Source organism: Capnocytophaga sp. oral taxon 902, from assembly GCF_013394735.1.
Lineage (GTDB): Bacteria > Bacteroidota > Bacteroidia > Flavobacteriales > Flavobacteriaceae > Capnocytophaga > Capnocytophaga ochracea.
On the sequence record NZ_CP058261.1, the window covers coordinates 1,036,006 to 1,051,981 of the forward strand.

The following is a 15,976-nucleotide window of genomic DNA, read 5'->3' on the forward strand; positions in this document are numbered from 1 at the left end:
TGACTAATTCACCAATTTCTCTTCTCTTTTCTTTCGATTTATTACCCTCAAAACTACCTTTTTTACTTAACTATTAACTCCTCATTCTTAACTACTTATATGCCCTTCCTATACCAATCGTCCAAGATTCGTATAAGCTTCCTATAAGCTCTCTATAAGCTAATCCCACCCTCCTTACACCCTTTTTTCACCAAAAATCACCTTAACCTTCTTTTGAATCTCTCCGTTTCCTTCCGAACCTCCTTAACCTCTATGCTCTTTTCCAAACTTTCCTCCGAAAACCCTAGTCCCTCCGAGATTTTCCTAAAAATCTAAAAACTCCGATGTATCACTTTTAGCAATACACACTTTGCATAAGTTTGAAACTTTGTAAAGGTTGATTATTAGCACTTCTGATATTATTAATATTAAATATTTTCTATTTTTTTAGAATCATTCCATTTTATTTACTATCTTTGCACCCTCTTTTTTCTCATCAGAAATAATATTAATGCCTTTATCACCTAAAAATATAATCCTTTTACTCACTTCTTTTTGTGTAACTCAACTCTTCTCTCAACCTGTAGATGAAGAAGTTACGCAACTCAGTGAGGTTGTGCTCACAGGGCAATCACCTATCAAGCAAGTGCAAAAAGCAGCTTACAACGTGGTTGCTATCGAAGCTCAACAGCTCCGCAATCTTAACAGCAATGCTGCCGATATGCTTGCTCGTGTATCGGGGGTGAAGATGCGCGAAACTGGTGGAGTTGGGGCAGAGACAGCAATCAATCTTAATGGCTTTACCGGTCGTCACGTGCGTATCTTTATCGATGGGGTACCTATGAACGAAGCTAATGCCTCTTTTCGCATTAATAATATCCCCGCTGAACTTATCGAACGTATCGAAATTTACAAAGGTGTGGTGCCTGTTACTTTTGGTGCCGATGCTCTTGGGGGCGCTATAAATGTAGTAACGCGCAAAAGCCGATACAACTACGGCAATCTATCCTATACTTTTGGTTCTTTCAACACCCATAAAAGTACCTTAAACCTCGGGCAATTCCTCACCGATAACATCAGTGTAGAACTCAATGCTTACCAAAATTACTCCGATAACAGCTATAAAGTATTTACCGAATATCTCGACCTCCAAACAGGCTCTTACTCTAAAGAAAAACGTTGGTTCAAACGCTTTCACGACCGTTATCACAACGAGGCTATCATAGGTCGTGTGAATATCTTCGATGAAAAATGGGCTGATAAACTTTCTTTTGCACTTAATTATAGTCAAGAGGATAAACAACTCCAAAACGCCAACCTAATGCAAAAAGTCTTCGGAGGTAAGTACCGCAAATCTCATAACTATTCATCTTCAGTAGAATATGAGAAAAAGAATATCCTCAACGGTCTCTCTTTCTTCCTTACAGGGCGTTATGATTTTACCACCACTCAGAATGTAGATGAAGAAGCTCGCCGTTATAGCTGGACGGGTGAGTATGAACCAATGGTTACTCGTGGTGAATCGCAACTCCAAAACACTATTTTTGAAGGTAAAACGGGCTATATTACTTCACACTTAGACTATCAACTCAATGAAAAACACTCTTTTCAACTCACACACACATTCAGTAATTACATTCGGCGTAACAAAAATATGCTCATTACCAACTATACCCTCGATTCCGATTTTATGAGGCGTGTCAATGAGAAAAATATTTCTGGATTCTCCTACAAGTTTACCCCTTCCGAGCGTTGGAATATATTAGCTTTCGGTAAATATTACAATACAGTTGTAACAGGTCCAGTGATTGTTACTGGATATGGAAGTCGCGCGGTATATGAAGAAGAAACTCATCACACTCAGGCTTGGGGGTATGGTGGGGCGACTACTTATCAGCTCTTAAAGCCTCTACAAGCTAAACTTTCTTATGAAAAGAGCTTCCGTCTACCTACTGATACCGAACTCTTTGGCGATGGCGATTTAGAGATTGGCAACTATAAGCTCAAACCCGAAAATAGCGATAACTTGAATGTAAATCTCTCTTATCAACCTGCGTTCAAAGTGCATTCATTCTTAGTAGAAGTGGGTTTTGCCTATCGTTATATCAAAGATTATATCATCAGAAGTATTATCAGTGCAGGAGCTAATGAAGGCTCCGCAGGAAGCCGAAATCACGGTAAGGTACTCAATATGGGAGTCGATGCTACCCTGCGCTATTTCTTCTATAAAGATGCATTTTCAGTAGGTGGCAACTTGTCTTATATGAACTTGCGTAACAAAGAAGAATTTACTGAAACAGGTCGCCCTTCTGCTATCTATAACGACCGTTTGCCTAATATGCCTTATCTATTTGGCAACGCCGATGCTACTTGTAATATAGAAAGCCTCATTGCTAAACACGACAGACTATCACTAAACTATAATCTCTTTTTCACCGAAGAGTTTTTTACCTCGTGGCAAAGCGAAGGAACAAAAATTAAAGTCCCTCGTCAACTTTCTCACGACGTGAGTCTTACCTACTACACTCCTAACAAACGGTTAAGTCTTTCCGTAGAAGCCAAAAATATCACCGATGAATTGTTGTACGATAACTACAGCCTCCAAAAAGCTGGTCGCGCTTTCTATGCCAAACTCTCCTACCGATTCTACTAACCCCTAATTTCTAACAACTAATTTCTAAATATATGTATATCAATTTTCAAACATTCAAAAAAACGCTACTTGTAGGCTCATTAGTTAGCTTCGTAGCCCTTACGTCTTGCAAAAAAGACGATAATACTCCAGTTCCTCCTCCTTCTGCAGAGGGAGCTAACTTCTTCATCGATGCTGGAGGTGATCAAAATAAAACTCGTTATCTATTGGTCGCTAAAAACGTAGAAAATGGGGAACTCCCTCTTTCTGCTAACCAAGAACAATTCAAAGAAGCCAATGGCTATTTCTGGCAGTTCAACAAGAACACAGCAGTAGGTCTATCCTATGGCTTTAAAGGAGCTGGTATCGGTATTTCTTACGAAAAAACAGCTCAAGGTGTAAAACATCTTACTGATTTTGACGTAGCCGAACGTGCCACTACTTTCGGTTTCTTCAGTGATTATTGGATAACTGTAGTAGGCGGACAAGAATACGAAGGCAAAAAGGACGGTGCAACCTTCAACTTCCGCAATGCCAACAATTATACCAAAGCTTTTACCAAAACTATCCATACAGCAAATCTTCTTCCTGAGATGAACACCTCCTCTTCTACTCAAGAAATCGTGTCGTTTGCTGGTATCTTAGACAATGGTAACGGTGAGTTCTTCAGCGGTATGATAGTTTCTGATTACAAAGATGTGCAAGTAGCTCAAGGTTCAAGCACTGGTAAAATCCACAATCCTGATGTAGTATATGTAGGGGTACTCGATAAAGACTTGAACCTCAAACGTAGCTATAAAAGCGATAAGCTCAGCTATAGCGCAGGTCGTTTCAAATCTCAATATTTGTTAGAAATGGGTAAAGCCGATAATGGCGATGTATATGTATTTTCAGGTGCAATTGCTAAGAATCCTCCTAAAGTAAAAGCTCCTCAAACCCCCGATGTTGCTTCAACAAAACCTGCAGGTGCTTTGCGTATCAAACAAGGCGCTACCGACTTTGATAGCTCTTACTTCTTTGATATTTCTGCAGTATCCGGTAACGGAATCTTCCGTCGTGTATGGCATATCACCGGTAATAAGTTCTTGCTTGAGTTCTTTAATGATGCTTCAAAAGCTGCCCTCAATGGAGTAGATGTAAACCGCTTTGCTATTGTAGATATGGAAGCTAAATCCTTCAACTGGGTAACTGGACTGCCAGCTCTCTCTGATTTTGCTAATATGACGTCAAACCCCGTAGAGCTTGCTGTCTATAATGGTAAAGTCTATCTACCAGTAAATGTAAAAAACAGTGACCCTGCTATCTATGTAATTAATCCTGCTACTAATGTAGCCACCAAAGGTCTCACTGTAAAAGGAGCTTCTTTCATCAACGCTATCGGTCGCTTTAAATAACAAAACAAAAAGGTGCTTGGAAAACAATCTCTCTAAGCACCTTTTCTATTTTTACTTTTCACTTTTTACTTTCTTCAGCCATTTCTCGGTATTTCTCAAATACTTCTCACTCGGCACAAACTTATAATGTAACCTTTTAGAAAGTGCCTCATACCGCTGCTGGATAACTGCTGGATTCTCCTCAATATCGTTGCGGTCGATGAACATCTCTGCAAAAAGCCTCCGCATCAAATCCATATTTCCTACCACTTGTATTGTGCCGTGATTCTCGTTGGGATATTCAACAAAATAAGTCTCCAAATTCTTAAAAGCTCCCTTTGTCGCCATTGCCTGCACCGCCTCTATCGCCTCCCGATGCCTACTGCGTCCATTGTTGCGCACCTTCTTCCCCGAATACGATAAATAAAAAATCCGATGTTTAAAATCCTTCCCTTTATTCGCTTCGAACAACCGCTCTCCATCGTTTTCTCCCCACCATAAACTTGGGTCGTGTGCAATATAAGCATTAAATAGCTCTGTATGTTTGTTAAGAGCAGAAACCACCGCCAAACCACTCAATGAGTGACCTACTAAAATGCGAAAATCACTACATCTGTATTGTTTTTTAACCAAAGGAATAAGCTCATCAGCTACAAACTGCCAAAAACGGTCACTATCGCTCCCAAAATCCCTTTCGCGCTGTGTGTTTTCAATTCCAATTACAATCATTTCAGGTACATTAGGGATTCCCTGAGCCAATTTCTCCATCAAAGTAGTAAAATAGTTGAAGTTTGTTTCTGCATCAAGCAGATACACCACAGGATAATTTGTCTTTTTTAAAGTAGAGTCGTAATACGAATCAGGCAAATACACACTTATAGTACGCGTTTCACCTAACACTTTAGAAGAAACCGATAATTGTTCACCTATACAAATAGAAGTCTGCCCTTGAACAAAAGAGCAAGCTAATAGCCAAAACAAAAATACCCTTCTCATTACTTATTGATATTTAATAAATGTGATTTTAATAGGTGCAAAAATACTGATAATTTCTCAAATTACCAATTTCTCAATGCCTTTATTCCCTACACTTTACCAAAGTTAATCTATCATCGCGCTATGCTTCACATCACCCTGTCATTCGTCATTAATTCCTTTTCCGTCATACTCCCCCCTATTGCCTATGGCCTAAGGCCTAGTGCCTCTTCCTCTTCCTTTCGCCTCGAAACCCCGTTTTTGGCATTTTTGGCATTGTTGTATTATACTATTAATCAATTTTTTACATACTCTTTCTATACCAATCGTCCAAGATTCGTATAAGCTTCCTATAAGCTCTCTATAAGCTAACCCCACCCTCCTAAAAGCCTTTTTTCATCAAAATACCCCTTAACCTCCTTTTGTAAAATTTCGTTTTATTTCGAACCCTCCAATGTGTCACTTTTTACGGCACACACTTTGCCAAAGTTTGAAACTTTGGCAAAGTTAATCACCTCCTCTAGCGCGTTTCTTGTAACCTCCTCCTCATTTTCTAATTTGCTAATTTTCAAATTCTCTCATTTCCAAATTTTCTAATTTCCTAATTATTTCATACCTTTGCACTTTAATACAAAAAACTATACAATGAAAAACATTTTTAAAACAATTTTATTATTTGCTCCACTCGCTCTGATAAACTGTGGAAATAAAGATGATGAACCTAAAAAGGATAAACCCAAAGAAGAAACACTAGTGCCAAAACCTTCTGAGGTGCGTTTTTCCTATGTAGATTTTGACCTTAGCAATAACTATAATGACTATAGTGAAGGTGAAGATTTTTTGAACGATACTCAGTTAGGTACATATTTCTTTACAGCGAAAGAAATTGTGGTGTCTTATCAGTATGATACCCAAGGAAGGCTTATAACACTAAAAACAAATGATATTACCGAAGGAACAGCTACTACTGTTACAGCAGCATATAGTGCAAACAAAATTACTTTATCTAATTTTGATGACGAACAAGGAGTAAAAGAACTATCACTAAACAATGACGGAAATATCACAGACTTCGATGTTCGTTATAATGAAAAGCAACAATTGCTTCAATTAGGTAAAAATCAATACTCTTGGAAAGATGATAACTGTACCAAAATAAACCTTAAAATTTATGACGCTCTTACAGAATGTACCCTATCTTATACGCAAAATCTTAATAAAAACAATTTTTTCTTAGGTCTTTTGGAAATACACGATGTAACCGGATATAAAGATTATTTTCTTAAACAAATATTCATTCCGAGGGGGAAAGGCACTAAAAATCTCCTTCAACAAACTACTTATCAGCAAAATGGGTTACCTTCAGATTTTATAAGTAAATATAGCTATGAGTTTAATGCTGATGGTACAGTTAAAACTATAAAAGAAGAAGCTATTACAAACGGACGTATTGAAGGTGAATCAAGAATATCTGGAGAATATGCTACTCAGAAATGGAACTCTTTACAAGCGCTTATCAGTCGTATACAAAACGGGACAGAAAAGAGATATACCTTTCGAGAACTCCTAAAAAACAACGAAAAATATGTAGTGAGAATTAGTAGCCAAACAATCGTACAAAAAGATAAAAACAACAAACCTATTCATCTACCAGTAGACAAAGTGATTGATTATTATATTAATTATAAACAGCAAGGTGGTGAAAAGAAAATCTCAGAGATTAAAATAATACGAACTTATAACATACATCAAAACACTACTTATCAACTGAAATATTAATTGTTCATTGTTATGATTCGCATTACTAAAAAATTCGATTTTGAAGCAGGACACGCTCTCTACGGCTACGATGGCAAATGCAAAAACCTGCACGGACACAGCTATAAGCTCTACGTAACTGTCATAGGCGAACCTATTACCGACCCCCATAACGTGAAAAACGGTATGGTAATAGACTTCGGCGACCTCAAACGCATCGTGCAGGAGCAAATCATCGAAGCGTTCGACCACGCTATGGTTTTCAACGAACATTCACCTCACAAGGCATTAGCCGAAGAATTGCGCGCCAAAGGTCATCGCATCATCACCGTGCCCTATCAGCCCACCAGCGAGAACCTCGTAACCGACTTTGCCCGACGCATCGCTTACCAACTACCCGCCGGGGTCGAGCTCTTTTCAGTACGCCTATGCGAAACCGAAAGCTCCTATGCCGAATGGTTCGCCTCAGATAATTAAGAGGAAAGTAAGACGTTATACATTTTGCCAAAGTTTTTGCCTGTGCGGCTCGCACCTTTGGATAATTTGATTATATCGACAATCAGTTGCTTTTACGTTCTGTTGTAGGGGCTAATGGCAATTAACCCTTTAAAAAAATTCATAACATAAATATGTAAACTATGGCACTTGTACTAATAATTATATTAAGCATTATCTTTTGGTTTTACAAAACAAACGTCAAGAAACGTTTGCGCAATTCGTTTACTCAAAAGACCTTAAACAGGAATACACCAAACTATATTCGTAAACACTGGCGAGAAAAGCGTATTGATGCTGAACATTGTGATGTGATGAATGAAAATACAACCTTCGATTTGCAAGCCGTAGAAGACAATCGTATGAAAAGTGATTTCGAGGAAACAATGCTTCTCACTGAGACAATGTTATTCAGTAAATTGCGATTAGGAGAAGAAAAATTGAAGCTTAGTTATATAAGGTGTTACGACAAAACTACTACTCCTGTAAAAGTATATCAAACTACTGTTGCCGATATAGATGCCAGTGTAGCGCAAGTAAAGCTTAATGTACAAGGCTATATCAATGTGTATTACAACCCACAAAACCCCAAGGAAGTTTATGTCGATACCGAGTTTTTACAAAAAGACCTCACTGAACTGATGAATCGTTAGTGCTTAGTTTTTAGCCGTTAACTATTGCTCGTCAAACCAGTCATACTTGTCTTATCAGTCTGATAAGTTCGATATCTAAAAAAAAGAAATAATGTTACAGTTACCACTGCCACCTCATAAAAAGATATACTTTGCTTCCGATAATCATCTCGGAGCACCCACTGCTCTCGAAAGCAAACCTCGAGAAGCTAAATTTGTGCAATGGCTTGACAGCATCAAAGCCGATGCAGGGGCAATATTCCTTTTAGGCGACCTTTTCGACTTTTGGTTTGAGTACAAAAAGGTCGTCCCCAAAGGCTTTGTGCGCACTCTTGGCAAGCTCGCTGAACTGCGAGATAGTGGTATCCCTATCTACTTTTTCGTAGGCAACCACGATTTGTGGATGGACGATTATTTCCAAACCGAATTGAACATTCCCGTATACCGTCGCCCGCTAGAAGTGGAATGTAATGGTAAACGCTTCTTGATAGGACACGGCGATGGTTTAGGTCCCGGTGATAAAGGCTACAAGCGGATGAAGAAAGTCTTTACTAATCCGTTTTGTAAGTGGCTCTTCCGCTGGTTACACCCCGATATAGGTGTACGATTGGCGCAATACCTCTCAGTGAAAAACAAGCTCATCTCAGGGGCTGAAGATGTGCGTTTCTTGGGTGAAGATAGCGAATGGTTAGTACAGTATTGCAAACGCAAACTTGAGACGCAACATTACGACTATTTCCTTTTTGGTCACCGCCACCTGCCGATGACTATCAAAGTAGGGGAGGGAAGTACTTATATCAACACCGGCGACTGGATACACTACTTTACCTATGCCGTTTTCGATGGTGAGGAACTGAAATTATTAGATTTTAAAGACGGAGAGCTATAGAAATATTCATTATTCGCAATTATTTTGTACCTTTGCATTTATGGACGGAAATACAAATACTCTTTCAGAGGTCATTCAGCAAATTGTCAAACAAAATCATTTAACGTACGGACTACAGAAAGCCTCGTTACCGGAACTGTGGAATGAACTGATGGGCAAAGCAATCGCTAAGTATACCTCCTCAGTAGAGCTAAAAGGCAGTACATTATACGTCCGTCTTACCTCGCCTGCACTCACTAACGAACTCAGTTATGGCAAGAGTAAGATTATTGATAACCTCAACGAACGTTTAGGGGAACCTCTCATTCAAAAACTGATATTTTTAAACTGATGATACGACCCGCAACCCCTACCGATGCCTCTGCCGTTGCCCCTCTGATGTTTCAGGCAATGGAAGAAATCGTCTATAAGATGATTGGCAAAGAACATAGAGAAGATGCCATTGCACTACTCCAAAATCTCTTTGAGCAGGAAGGCAATCAGTATTCTTATAAAAATGCTTTGGTATACGAGGAAAATAATACTGTAATAGGGTCGCTTATTGCCTATGATGGTGCGCATTTGCACACCTTGCGTGCCCCTGTACTGGCGCTCATTCGCAGTAGTTATGGTATTGATATTGTTTTAGAGGACGAGACAGCCAAAGGCGAACTTTACATAGATACCCTCAGCGTATTGCCCTCTGCTCAAGGCAAGGGCATAGGCTCACAATTGGTAGCCCACCTCAAAAAGGTCACTACTCAGCCCATAGGCTTACTCGTGGATGTACAAAACCCCGCTGCCGAACGCCTTTACACCCGTTTAGGATTTACGTATGTAAACCACCAAGCCCTCGCTGGCGGAATGTATAAACACCTTGTGTATTCAATAAACGATTAAGTATTTAAAAAGAAAACTATATATTTAAATTTTACAGTTAAAGACATTACTACAACTAATCTATTTTATTAATCATGAAGTATAAAACAATAGATCTTTTTGCAGGAATAGGAGGTATTAGACTTGGTTTTGAGTCCTTGGGATGTGAAAATGTTTTTTCTTCTGAATGGGATAAATATGCACAACAGATGTATAAAGAGAATTTTGGAGAGGAACCTTTTGGTGATATTAATCTTATATCTCCTAAAGACATTCCCTCTCATGATATTCTCTTAGCAGGTTTCCCTTGTCAACCATTTAGTATTGCAGGCAAGGGGCTTGGATTTGATGATACAAGGGGAACATTATTTTTTAATATACAATCTATTTTAAAAGAGAAGAAACCTAAAGCATTTCTTTTAGAGAATGTAAAAAGACTTACTACACATGATAATGGGAAAACATTCAGAGTAATTCTTGATAAATTAAATGAATTAGGCTATACAGTTTATTATAAAGTATTAAATTCGTTACATTTTGGAGTTCCTCAAAAAAGAGAACGCATCTATATAGTAGGATTTCGAGATTCTTTAGCTTTTAAGTTTCCTAAACCATTAGGTTATTATAAACCTCTTGAAGATATTCTTGAAGATGATAAAAATGTCTCTCAAAATTATTTTCTTTCAGAAGAAATGAAACAAAAAAGGCTTAATGCTATAAAAAAAGATCCTCCTTTTCCTTCTATTTGGCATGAAAATATAGGAGGTAATATTTCAGCTTTACCTTATTCTTGTGCCCTTAGAGCTGGAGGTAGTTATAACTATTTAGTTGTAAATGGAATTAGACGACTTACCGATAGAGAAATGTTACGACTACAAGGATTTCCTGAGAATTTTAAAATAAACATTCCTTACTCTCAACTTAGAAAAGTAGCAGGGAACTCTGTAACAGTCCCTGTGATTAAAGCTATAGCAAAAGAAATGTTATATTCACTTGAACAAAATACACAAAAAACCGATAATATAAACCAACAATTAAGCTTATGGAGTTAGAAGAAGCAAAAAAGGCATTAGATAAGATTATTACAAAAGCAAGGGTACACTTTTATAAACCTATACAGATAGCTGAAATATTGTATAGAGATAGAGTGTATTGTGATATTACTATTTCTGATTTAGAGACCTATAGAAATATTTCAAAAAAGTGGAGAGATAAAATATCTCTTCAGTTTTTAGGAAGAATATCTACTTCCTCTGCTAAATATCAAGATGATATTTTTAATAATAATGCAGTACCGCCTCGTTTGTTGAATGTATTATCTAAAGAAAATAAAAAGAAAAAAGGGATAGTAGAAGCTTATATTTATAAAAAATTTTTTGAAAGATTTAGCAAAATGTCTTCTGCTTTATCTTATTGTGAAGAACATTTAAAAGATACTTTTGAGTTAACAGAGTTTTTAAACTTATTCTGGAAAGAAGCAGGCTTGCGAAGAAGTATTGATAAGATATATGAAATTGTAGTATATTCTTTATTTTCAGCATTAGTAGAAGCTATTGAAGTAACAGTAGAGGTGAAATATAATTCTAAAAAGAAGGATATTTTAAAAGAATTTGAAGACTTTTCTAAAAATGTATTATTATTGTCATTAGATACTTCTGAATATAAACAAAAAGCTAAAATTAATAGAGTAGGAGTTACTAATGCAGCTGATAGAGGATTAGATATGTGGGCAAATTTTGGTATGGCTATTCAAATTAAACATTTGTCTTTGACAGAAGAATTAGCACATAATATTGTTTCTTCAATTACTGCTGATAGAATTATTATTGTGTGTAAAGATGCAGAAGAAAAAATAATAGTTTCTCTCTTAAATCAAATAGGTTGGAAATCAAAAATACAAAGTATTATTACAGAAAGTAATTTGGTAGAATGGTATGAAAAGGCTTTGAGAGGTAAATATGCAGATAGTATAGCTAATATAGTGCTCACACATATCAAAGATGAAATATTAAAAGAATTTCCAGCTACAGATAATAGTTTCTTAACCTTTTATCAAGAAAGAAATTATAATAAGCTCAAAGATAAAAAGTGGTAAAACAATGAAAACCCTCATCAAAAACGCAATCATCGTAAACGAAAATACCCTCTTTCAAGGCGACCTCCTGATTGAGGGAGAGCGCATTGCCCAAATAGGTACTCACATCACTCCTAAAGGGAATTATAAGGTGGTGGAAGCCGAAGGTAAATATCTCCTCCCTGGGGTGATTGACGATCAAGTACACTTCCGAGAACCTGGGCTTACTCATAAAGCTACTATCGCTACCGAAAGCCGTGCTGCGATAGCAGGGGGCGTAACTACCTTTTTTGAGCAACCTAACACCGTACCTCAAACCGTAACGATTCCGCTTTTGGAAGAGAAATTTGCCATTGCCAAACAATCGTCGTTTGCAAACTATTCTTTCTTCTTGGGAGGAACAAACGACAACCTCGAAGAATTGAAACGCTTAAATAAAAATGCTTGTGCAGGGGTGAAACTTTTCTTAGGCTCTTCTACGGGGAATATGCTTGTAGACAACGAGAAAACCATAGAAGCTATTTTCAATAATGTCGATTTAGTAATTGCTGCCCATTGCGAAGATGAAGCGACTATCCGAAAGAACTTAGCCCACTATCAAGAATTGTACGGCGAGGATATCCCTATTGCGATGCACCCTCATATTCGCAGTGCTGAGGCTTGCTATCTGTCCTCTTCACATGCCATTGCTTTGGCTGAAAAAACGGGCGCACGTCTTCACGTGTTCCACCTTTCTACGGCTAAAGAAACCGAGCTCTTCCGCAATGATATTCCGCTAAAGGACAAGAAAATCACCGCTGAGGTGTGTGTGCATCACTTGTGGTTTACTGATGAAGACTATACTACTCGTGGAGCTTTCATTAAATGGAATCCTGCTGTAAAAACTGCCGATGACCGTACTGTGCTGTGGCAAGCCCTTTTAGACGACCGTCTCGATGTGATTGCTACCGACCACGCACCTCATACCCTTGAAGAAAAACAGCGCAAGGGCTATCTGAATATCCCTTCGGGGGCACCTTTGGTGCAACACTCGCTCGTGGCAATGCTCGAAAAAGCTTACAAAGGTACTATTTCTATCAAAAAGATAGTAGAGAAAATGTGTCATAATCCTGCAATCCTTTTTCAGGTAAAAGAACGCGGTTTCTTACGCGAAGGGTATTACGCCGACCTTGTTTTGGTGGATATGGATACACAGTGGACGGTACAGAAAAACAACTTGCTGTATAAATGTGGCTGGAGTCCGCTCGAAGGGCAACAATTTCACTCGGCTGTAGTGAGTACCTTCGTAAATGGCAAAGAGGTGTACCACAATGGCAAGGTAATTGCAGAGCCTCAGGGGCAACGCATCACTTTTAACAGATAAGACTATGAGAAAAATCATTTATATATTCGCTTTGCTACTCATTGTAGTAGCCTGCAAAAAGAACATCGTACCCAAACCCGATAAGTTTTTGGACGAAAAGCAAATGGAAAGTCTGCTCTACGATTTGGCTGTTTTAGAATCTATGAAGGTTTCACAAGCCCAAATGCTAGATTCTTTACAATTCAATTCGCAACAGTTCATCTACAAGAAATATCAGCTCGATAGCCTTTCGCTCGCACAAAATATGGTTTATTACGCCTCCCTGCCTAAAGACTATGACCGTATAGTGAAAAAGGTAGAAGAAAAACTCAAAAAACAACGCGATAGCATTGGAAAGCTACCCTTAGAGACCCTAAAAGAGAACCCAGCAACAGTCGAACCATAATAAAATACAGTATTTGGAAGCCTTAGAACTACATCAGTCTTATCTTTCGTGGATATTTCCTGCCTTCCTACTCATCTTTGGGTTGGTGGCTTTCCTGCGTATATTCTACCCTAAACACTTTGCCGATTATCAAAACTTACTGTTTAACAATAAATATATTGTAATTTACGGCAAAAAGGAACGCCGATTGCACCTCTTTATGACAGTGCTTTTTCTCCTGCAATGTGTGTGTTTAGCTCTTCTTTTCTATGTTATGCTAAAGAATTTTGGCATCACAGAACTTTACAACTCTCAGTTTATGTTTCTGGAATTGGTGCTTGTAGTCTTCTCACTGTTAATCACAAAACTCCTCTTACAACAATGGATTAGTAGCCTGTTCGACCTTTATGATTTCGCAAGAGATTACATCTTCACCAGGGTTTCTTATTCATCTTATGCCGCAATTGTAATGGTTATACTCCTCTTTTTGGGAGTTTATATCCCTTTCACCAATAAAAATCAGCTATTTTTATTACTTTTTGTGTTAGTATCCATATTGTTAGCAATCAATGTATTAGGTTGGATTAAAATCATAAAAAACAATCAAAAAGAAATAAAACCTTATTTATTCTATTTTATTTTGTATCTTTGCACCCTCGAAATCGCACCCTATATCTTTCTCATCTATGGAACAAAATACTTAATTGAAGTACAGAAAATGGCTCAATTTGTTTCATAATAGGGCGTTAGGAGGTGTAAAGAAATAACATTTATGAAGGTAAAATCGATATTAGTTTCGCAACCAGAACCGAAAGCCGAAAGCTCACCTTATGCACAAATTATTGAAAACCACAAGGTAAAAGTGGATTTTGTGCCCTTTATTAAGGTCGAAGGAATGACCGCTAAGGACGTCAGAATGCAGAAGATTGACCTTACTAATTTTACAGCCGTTATCCTCACTAGCCGTAAATCGGTAGACCACTATTTTCGTATTGCTGAAGAAATGCGCTTTAAGGTGCCTACAACTATGAAATATTTCTGTCAGTCCGAAGCCATCGCTTACTATTTGCAGAAGTACATCACCTATCGCAAACGCAAAATATACGTAGGTAAAAAAGAGTTTGCTGACCTTTTGCCTATCCTCAAAAAATACAAAGAAGAGAAATTCCTCTTCCCAGGTTCCGATGCCCCTAAACCAGAGGCTACCGCAGCTTTAAACGACATCAAGATAAAATGGGAACGCGTAGTGTTCTATCGCACTGTATATTGCGATATTTCAGCTATTAAAGAAAATAAGTACGACATTCTTACTTTCTTTTCGCCCGCAGGAATAGAGGCACTGTTTAAAAGTTTCCCCGATTTCTCACAGAAGAAAACCAAAATAGCCGTCTATGGCGATGCGACCCTAAAAGCCGCCGAAGAAGCCGGTCTTATCATTGATATTAAAGCTCCCTCACCTGAGAGCCCCTCAATGACCGTAGCTCTCGACCATTATTTAGGCAAACAAAATAGCAAAAAATAGAATCTAAAATCCGTTTTCTATAAGCACCAAAGGTAAGGAAGAACTATTCTCCCTTACCTTTGGTGCTTTTTTACTTCCTTTTATAAGGAAAATCCCTAACTATCAAGAAAGACTACCTGCTTCTCCTACTTCTTGCTAAAAGTGAGCATAAAGCTGTTATTTCCAGTATAAAACCTGATGCTATAAATAAAGAACCACTAACAGGCACTTCCCAATGCAATATCTTAGCAAGAGCTCCTAAAACAATAAGCACAACACCTGCTATAAATAAAATAACACTTGTCTTCATATCTCTATTTCAATTTGTTTACACTTATAATATTATACATAATCACAAAATACGTTGAAGCAATACCATATATTAGGCGCTTTTTTCTTCCTTTGTGCCTCTCATTCTGATAATGTCTCAAACTTTACCCAAATTCTAATCTTCAATCGAAGTCTTAAAAAGCCATTTCGTAATTCGTAGCCCTGATTTCCAATGATTAGCCTCTCACCTCCCCAGCTACTTTATGTCTAACCGACGTCAATATAACTTTTATTATCAATCTTTTTTGAAAGCGTAGCGGAAGAAGACTCTCAAGAATGCTCAGAACCTCTTTTTTGAAACCAAAAGAACACAAACATCCCCACAAAAGGGAAGATTAGCACAGAAAATGTTTTCGACATCGCCTCATAGCTAAAATAAGGAACTTTTATAGCATAAAAGAAATTTACATAGAAAAACGACGCAATGCAAATTAAGATAAAGATTATAATATTTCTTGCTTTCATATCTCAAGCCTTTAAAAAATACAAAGTATAACATTAATAAGGTACAAAGATATAAAATAATAAACACCTGTCAATATTGATTTTAAAAAAAGTTTTTCGTACTTTTATATTTTTCCGCCCTAACCTTTACCTCTCTATATTTTTTTCTTAAATAGAGGGCAGGTGAGAGCATTATTACTTTCTCTTTCTTTCGCCTCGAAACCCCTATTTTAACATTTTTAGCACTGTTATATCGTGTTATAAGTCAATTACTTATATACCCTTTCTATACCAATCGTCCAAGATTCG

15 protein-coding genes are annotated in these 15,976 nt (G+C 37.6%); 14 read left to right on the top strand and 1 reads right to left on the bottom strand.

Going from position 1 to position 15,976, the window contains the following annotated elements:
* Positions 1-490 precede the first annotated feature (490 nt).
* The gene (locus HW278_RS04315; protein WP_178977035.1) at positions 491-2,632 is read left to right on the top strand and encodes a TonB-dependent receptor; all 2,142 of its coding nucleotides are present in this window, start codon (positions 491-493) and stop codon (positions 2,630-2,632) included.
* A 32-nt stretch (positions 2,633-2,664) separates the two neighbouring features.
* Positions 2,665-4,005, top strand: a complete 1,341-nt coding sequence (locus tag HW278_RS04320) for a DUF4374 domain-containing protein (protein WP_178977036.1) — start codon at positions 2,665-2,667, stop codon at positions 4,003-4,005.
* A 51-nt stretch (positions 4,006-4,056) separates the two neighbouring features.
* On the opposite strand, the gene HW278_RS04325 is transcribed toward HW278_RS04320, so the two are convergent.
* Positions 4,057-4,980: an alpha/beta hydrolase gene (locus HW278_RS04325; protein ID WP_178977037.1), complete on the bottom strand. Its 924-nt coding sequence runs from the start codon at positions 4,978-4,980 to the stop codon at positions 4,057-4,059.
* A 624-nt stretch (positions 4,981-5,604) separates the two neighbouring features.
* Here HW278_RS04325 and HW278_RS04330 point away from each other — a divergent pair.
* The 12 genes from HW278_RS04330 to HW278_RS04385 all read left to right on the top strand — a co-directional run bounded on the left by HW278_RS04330 (position 5,605) and on the right by HW278_RS04385 (position 14,914).
* A complete protein-coding gene (locus tag HW278_RS04330) occupies positions 5,605-6,738 on the top strand; it encodes a hypothetical protein (RefSeq protein ID WP_178977038.1) in 1,134 nt (377 codons plus the stop codon).
* Positions 6,739-6,750: 12 nt separating this feature from the next.
* The gene (locus tag HW278_RS04335) at positions 6,751-7,194 is read left to right on the top strand and encodes a 6-pyruvoyl trahydropterin synthase family protein (protein ID WP_009410945.1); all 444 of its coding nucleotides are present in this window, start codon (positions 6,751-6,753) and stop codon (positions 7,192-7,194) included.
* Positions 7,195-7,355: 161 nt separating this feature from the next.
* Positions 7,356-7,865, top strand: coding sequence for a hypothetical protein (locus HW278_RS04340; RefSeq protein ID WP_178977039.1), 510 nt, complete (start codon positions 7,356-7,358; stop codon positions 7,863-7,865).
* A 91-nt stretch (positions 7,866-7,956) separates the two neighbouring features.
* Positions 7,957-8,733 (top strand): UDP-2,3-diacylglucosamine diphosphatase, encoded by a 777-nt coding sequence (locus HW278_RS04345; RefSeq protein ID WP_178977040.1) that lies wholly within the window; start codon positions 7,957-7,959, stop codon positions 8,731-8,733.
* A 40-nt stretch (positions 8,734-8,773) separates the two neighbouring features.
* Positions 8,774-9,064, top strand: a complete 291-nt coding sequence (locus HW278_RS04350) for a DUF721 domain-containing protein (RefSeq protein ID WP_178977041.1) — start codon at positions 8,774-8,776, stop codon at positions 9,062-9,064.
* Positions 9,064-9,612, top strand: a complete 549-nt coding sequence (locus HW278_RS04355) for a GNAT family N-acetyltransferase (RefSeq protein WP_178977042.1) — start codon at positions 9,064-9,066, stop codon at positions 9,610-9,612. Before HW278_RS04350 ends, HW278_RS04355 begins: the two co-directional genes overlap by 1 nt.
* A gap of 74 nt (positions 9,613-9,686) precedes the next feature.
* On the top strand, positions 9,687-10,643 hold the full coding sequence (locus HW278_RS04360; protein WP_178977043.1) for a DNA cytosine methyltransferase: 957 nt from the start codon (positions 9,687-9,689) through the stop codon (positions 10,641-10,643).
* Entirely contained in the window at positions 10,634-11,686 is a 1,053-nt protein-coding gene (locus HW278_RS04365; RefSeq protein WP_178977044.1) for a HaeII family restriction endonuclease, read from the top strand. The genes HW278_RS04360 and HW278_RS04365 overlap by 10 nt, the downstream gene beginning before the upstream one ends.
* A gap of 4 nt (positions 11,687-11,690) precedes the next feature.
* Complete coding sequence (locus tag HW278_RS04370) at positions 11,691-13,028, top strand: dihydroorotase (RefSeq protein ID WP_178977045.1); 1,338 nt, start codon at positions 11,691-11,693, stop codon at positions 13,026-13,028.
* 4 nt (positions 13,029-13,032) lie between these two features.
* Positions 13,033-13,413: a DUF4296 domain-containing protein gene (locus HW278_RS04375; RefSeq protein ID WP_178977046.1), complete on the top strand. Its 381-nt coding sequence runs from the start codon at positions 13,033-13,035 to the stop codon at positions 13,411-13,413.
* Positions 13,414-13,426: 13 nt separating this feature from the next.
* On the top strand, positions 13,427-14,131 hold the full coding sequence (locus HW278_RS04380) for a DUF4271 domain-containing protein (protein ID WP_178977047.1): 705 nt from the start codon (positions 13,427-13,429) through the stop codon (positions 14,129-14,131).
* A gap of 33 nt (positions 14,132-14,164) precedes the next feature.
* Complete coding sequence (locus tag HW278_RS04385) at positions 14,165-14,914, top strand: uroporphyrinogen-III synthase (protein ID WP_009410955.1); 750 nt, start codon at positions 14,165-14,167, stop codon at positions 14,912-14,914.
* The last annotated feature ends 1,062 nt before the right edge of the window (positions 14,915-15,976 follow it).

Excerpts from the sequence above, each read along its gene's own strand:
- HW278_RS04315 (WP_178977035.1), top strand. The coding sequence starts at position 491 with ATGCCTTTATCACCTAAAAATATAATCCTTTTACTCACTTCTTTTTGT.
- HW278_RS04320 (WP_178977036.1), top strand. The coding sequence starts at position 2,665 with ATGTATATCAATTTTCAAACATTCAAAAAAACGCTACTTGTAGGCTCA.
- HW278_RS04325 (WP_178977037.1), bottom strand. The coding sequence starts at position 4,980 with ATGAGAAGGGTATTTTTGTTTTGGCTATTAGCTTGCTCTTTTGTTCAA.
- HW278_RS04330 (WP_178977038.1), top strand. The coding sequence starts at position 5,605 with ATGAAAAACATTTTTAAAACAATTTTATTATTTGCTCCACTCGCTCTG.
- HW278_RS04335 (WP_009410945.1), top strand. The coding sequence starts at position 6,751 with ATGATTCGCATTACTAAAAAATTCGATTTTGAAGCAGGACACGCTCTC.
- HW278_RS04340 (WP_178977039.1), top strand. The coding sequence starts at position 7,356 with ATGGCACTTGTACTAATAATTATATTAAGCATTATCTTTTGGTTTTAC.
- HW278_RS04345 (WP_178977040.1), top strand. The coding sequence starts at position 7,957 with ATGTTACAGTTACCACTGCCACCTCATAAAAAGATATACTTTGCTTCC.
- HW278_RS04350 (WP_178977041.1), top strand. The coding sequence starts at position 8,774 with ATGGACGGAAATACAAATACTCTTTCAGAGGTCATTCAGCAAATTGTC.
- HW278_RS04355 (WP_178977042.1), top strand. The coding sequence starts at position 9,064 with ATGATACGACCCGCAACCCCTACCGATGCCTCTGCCGTTGCCCCTCTG.
- HW278_RS04360 (WP_178977043.1), top strand. The coding sequence starts at position 9,687 with ATGAAGTATAAAACAATAGATCTTTTTGCAGGAATAGGAGGTATTAGA.
- HW278_RS04365 (WP_178977044.1), top strand. The coding sequence starts at position 10,634 with ATGGAGTTAGAAGAAGCAAAAAAGGCATTAGATAAGATTATTACAAAA.
- HW278_RS04370 (WP_178977045.1), top strand. The coding sequence starts at position 11,691 with ATGAAAACCCTCATCAAAAACGCAATCATCGTAAACGAAAATACCCTC.
- HW278_RS04375 (WP_178977046.1), top strand. The coding sequence starts at position 13,033 with ATGAGAAAAATCATTTATATATTCGCTTTGCTACTCATTGTAGTAGCC.
- HW278_RS04385 (WP_009410955.1), top strand. The coding sequence starts at position 14,165 with ATGAAGGTAAAATCGATATTAGTTTCGCAACCAGAACCGAAAGCCGAA.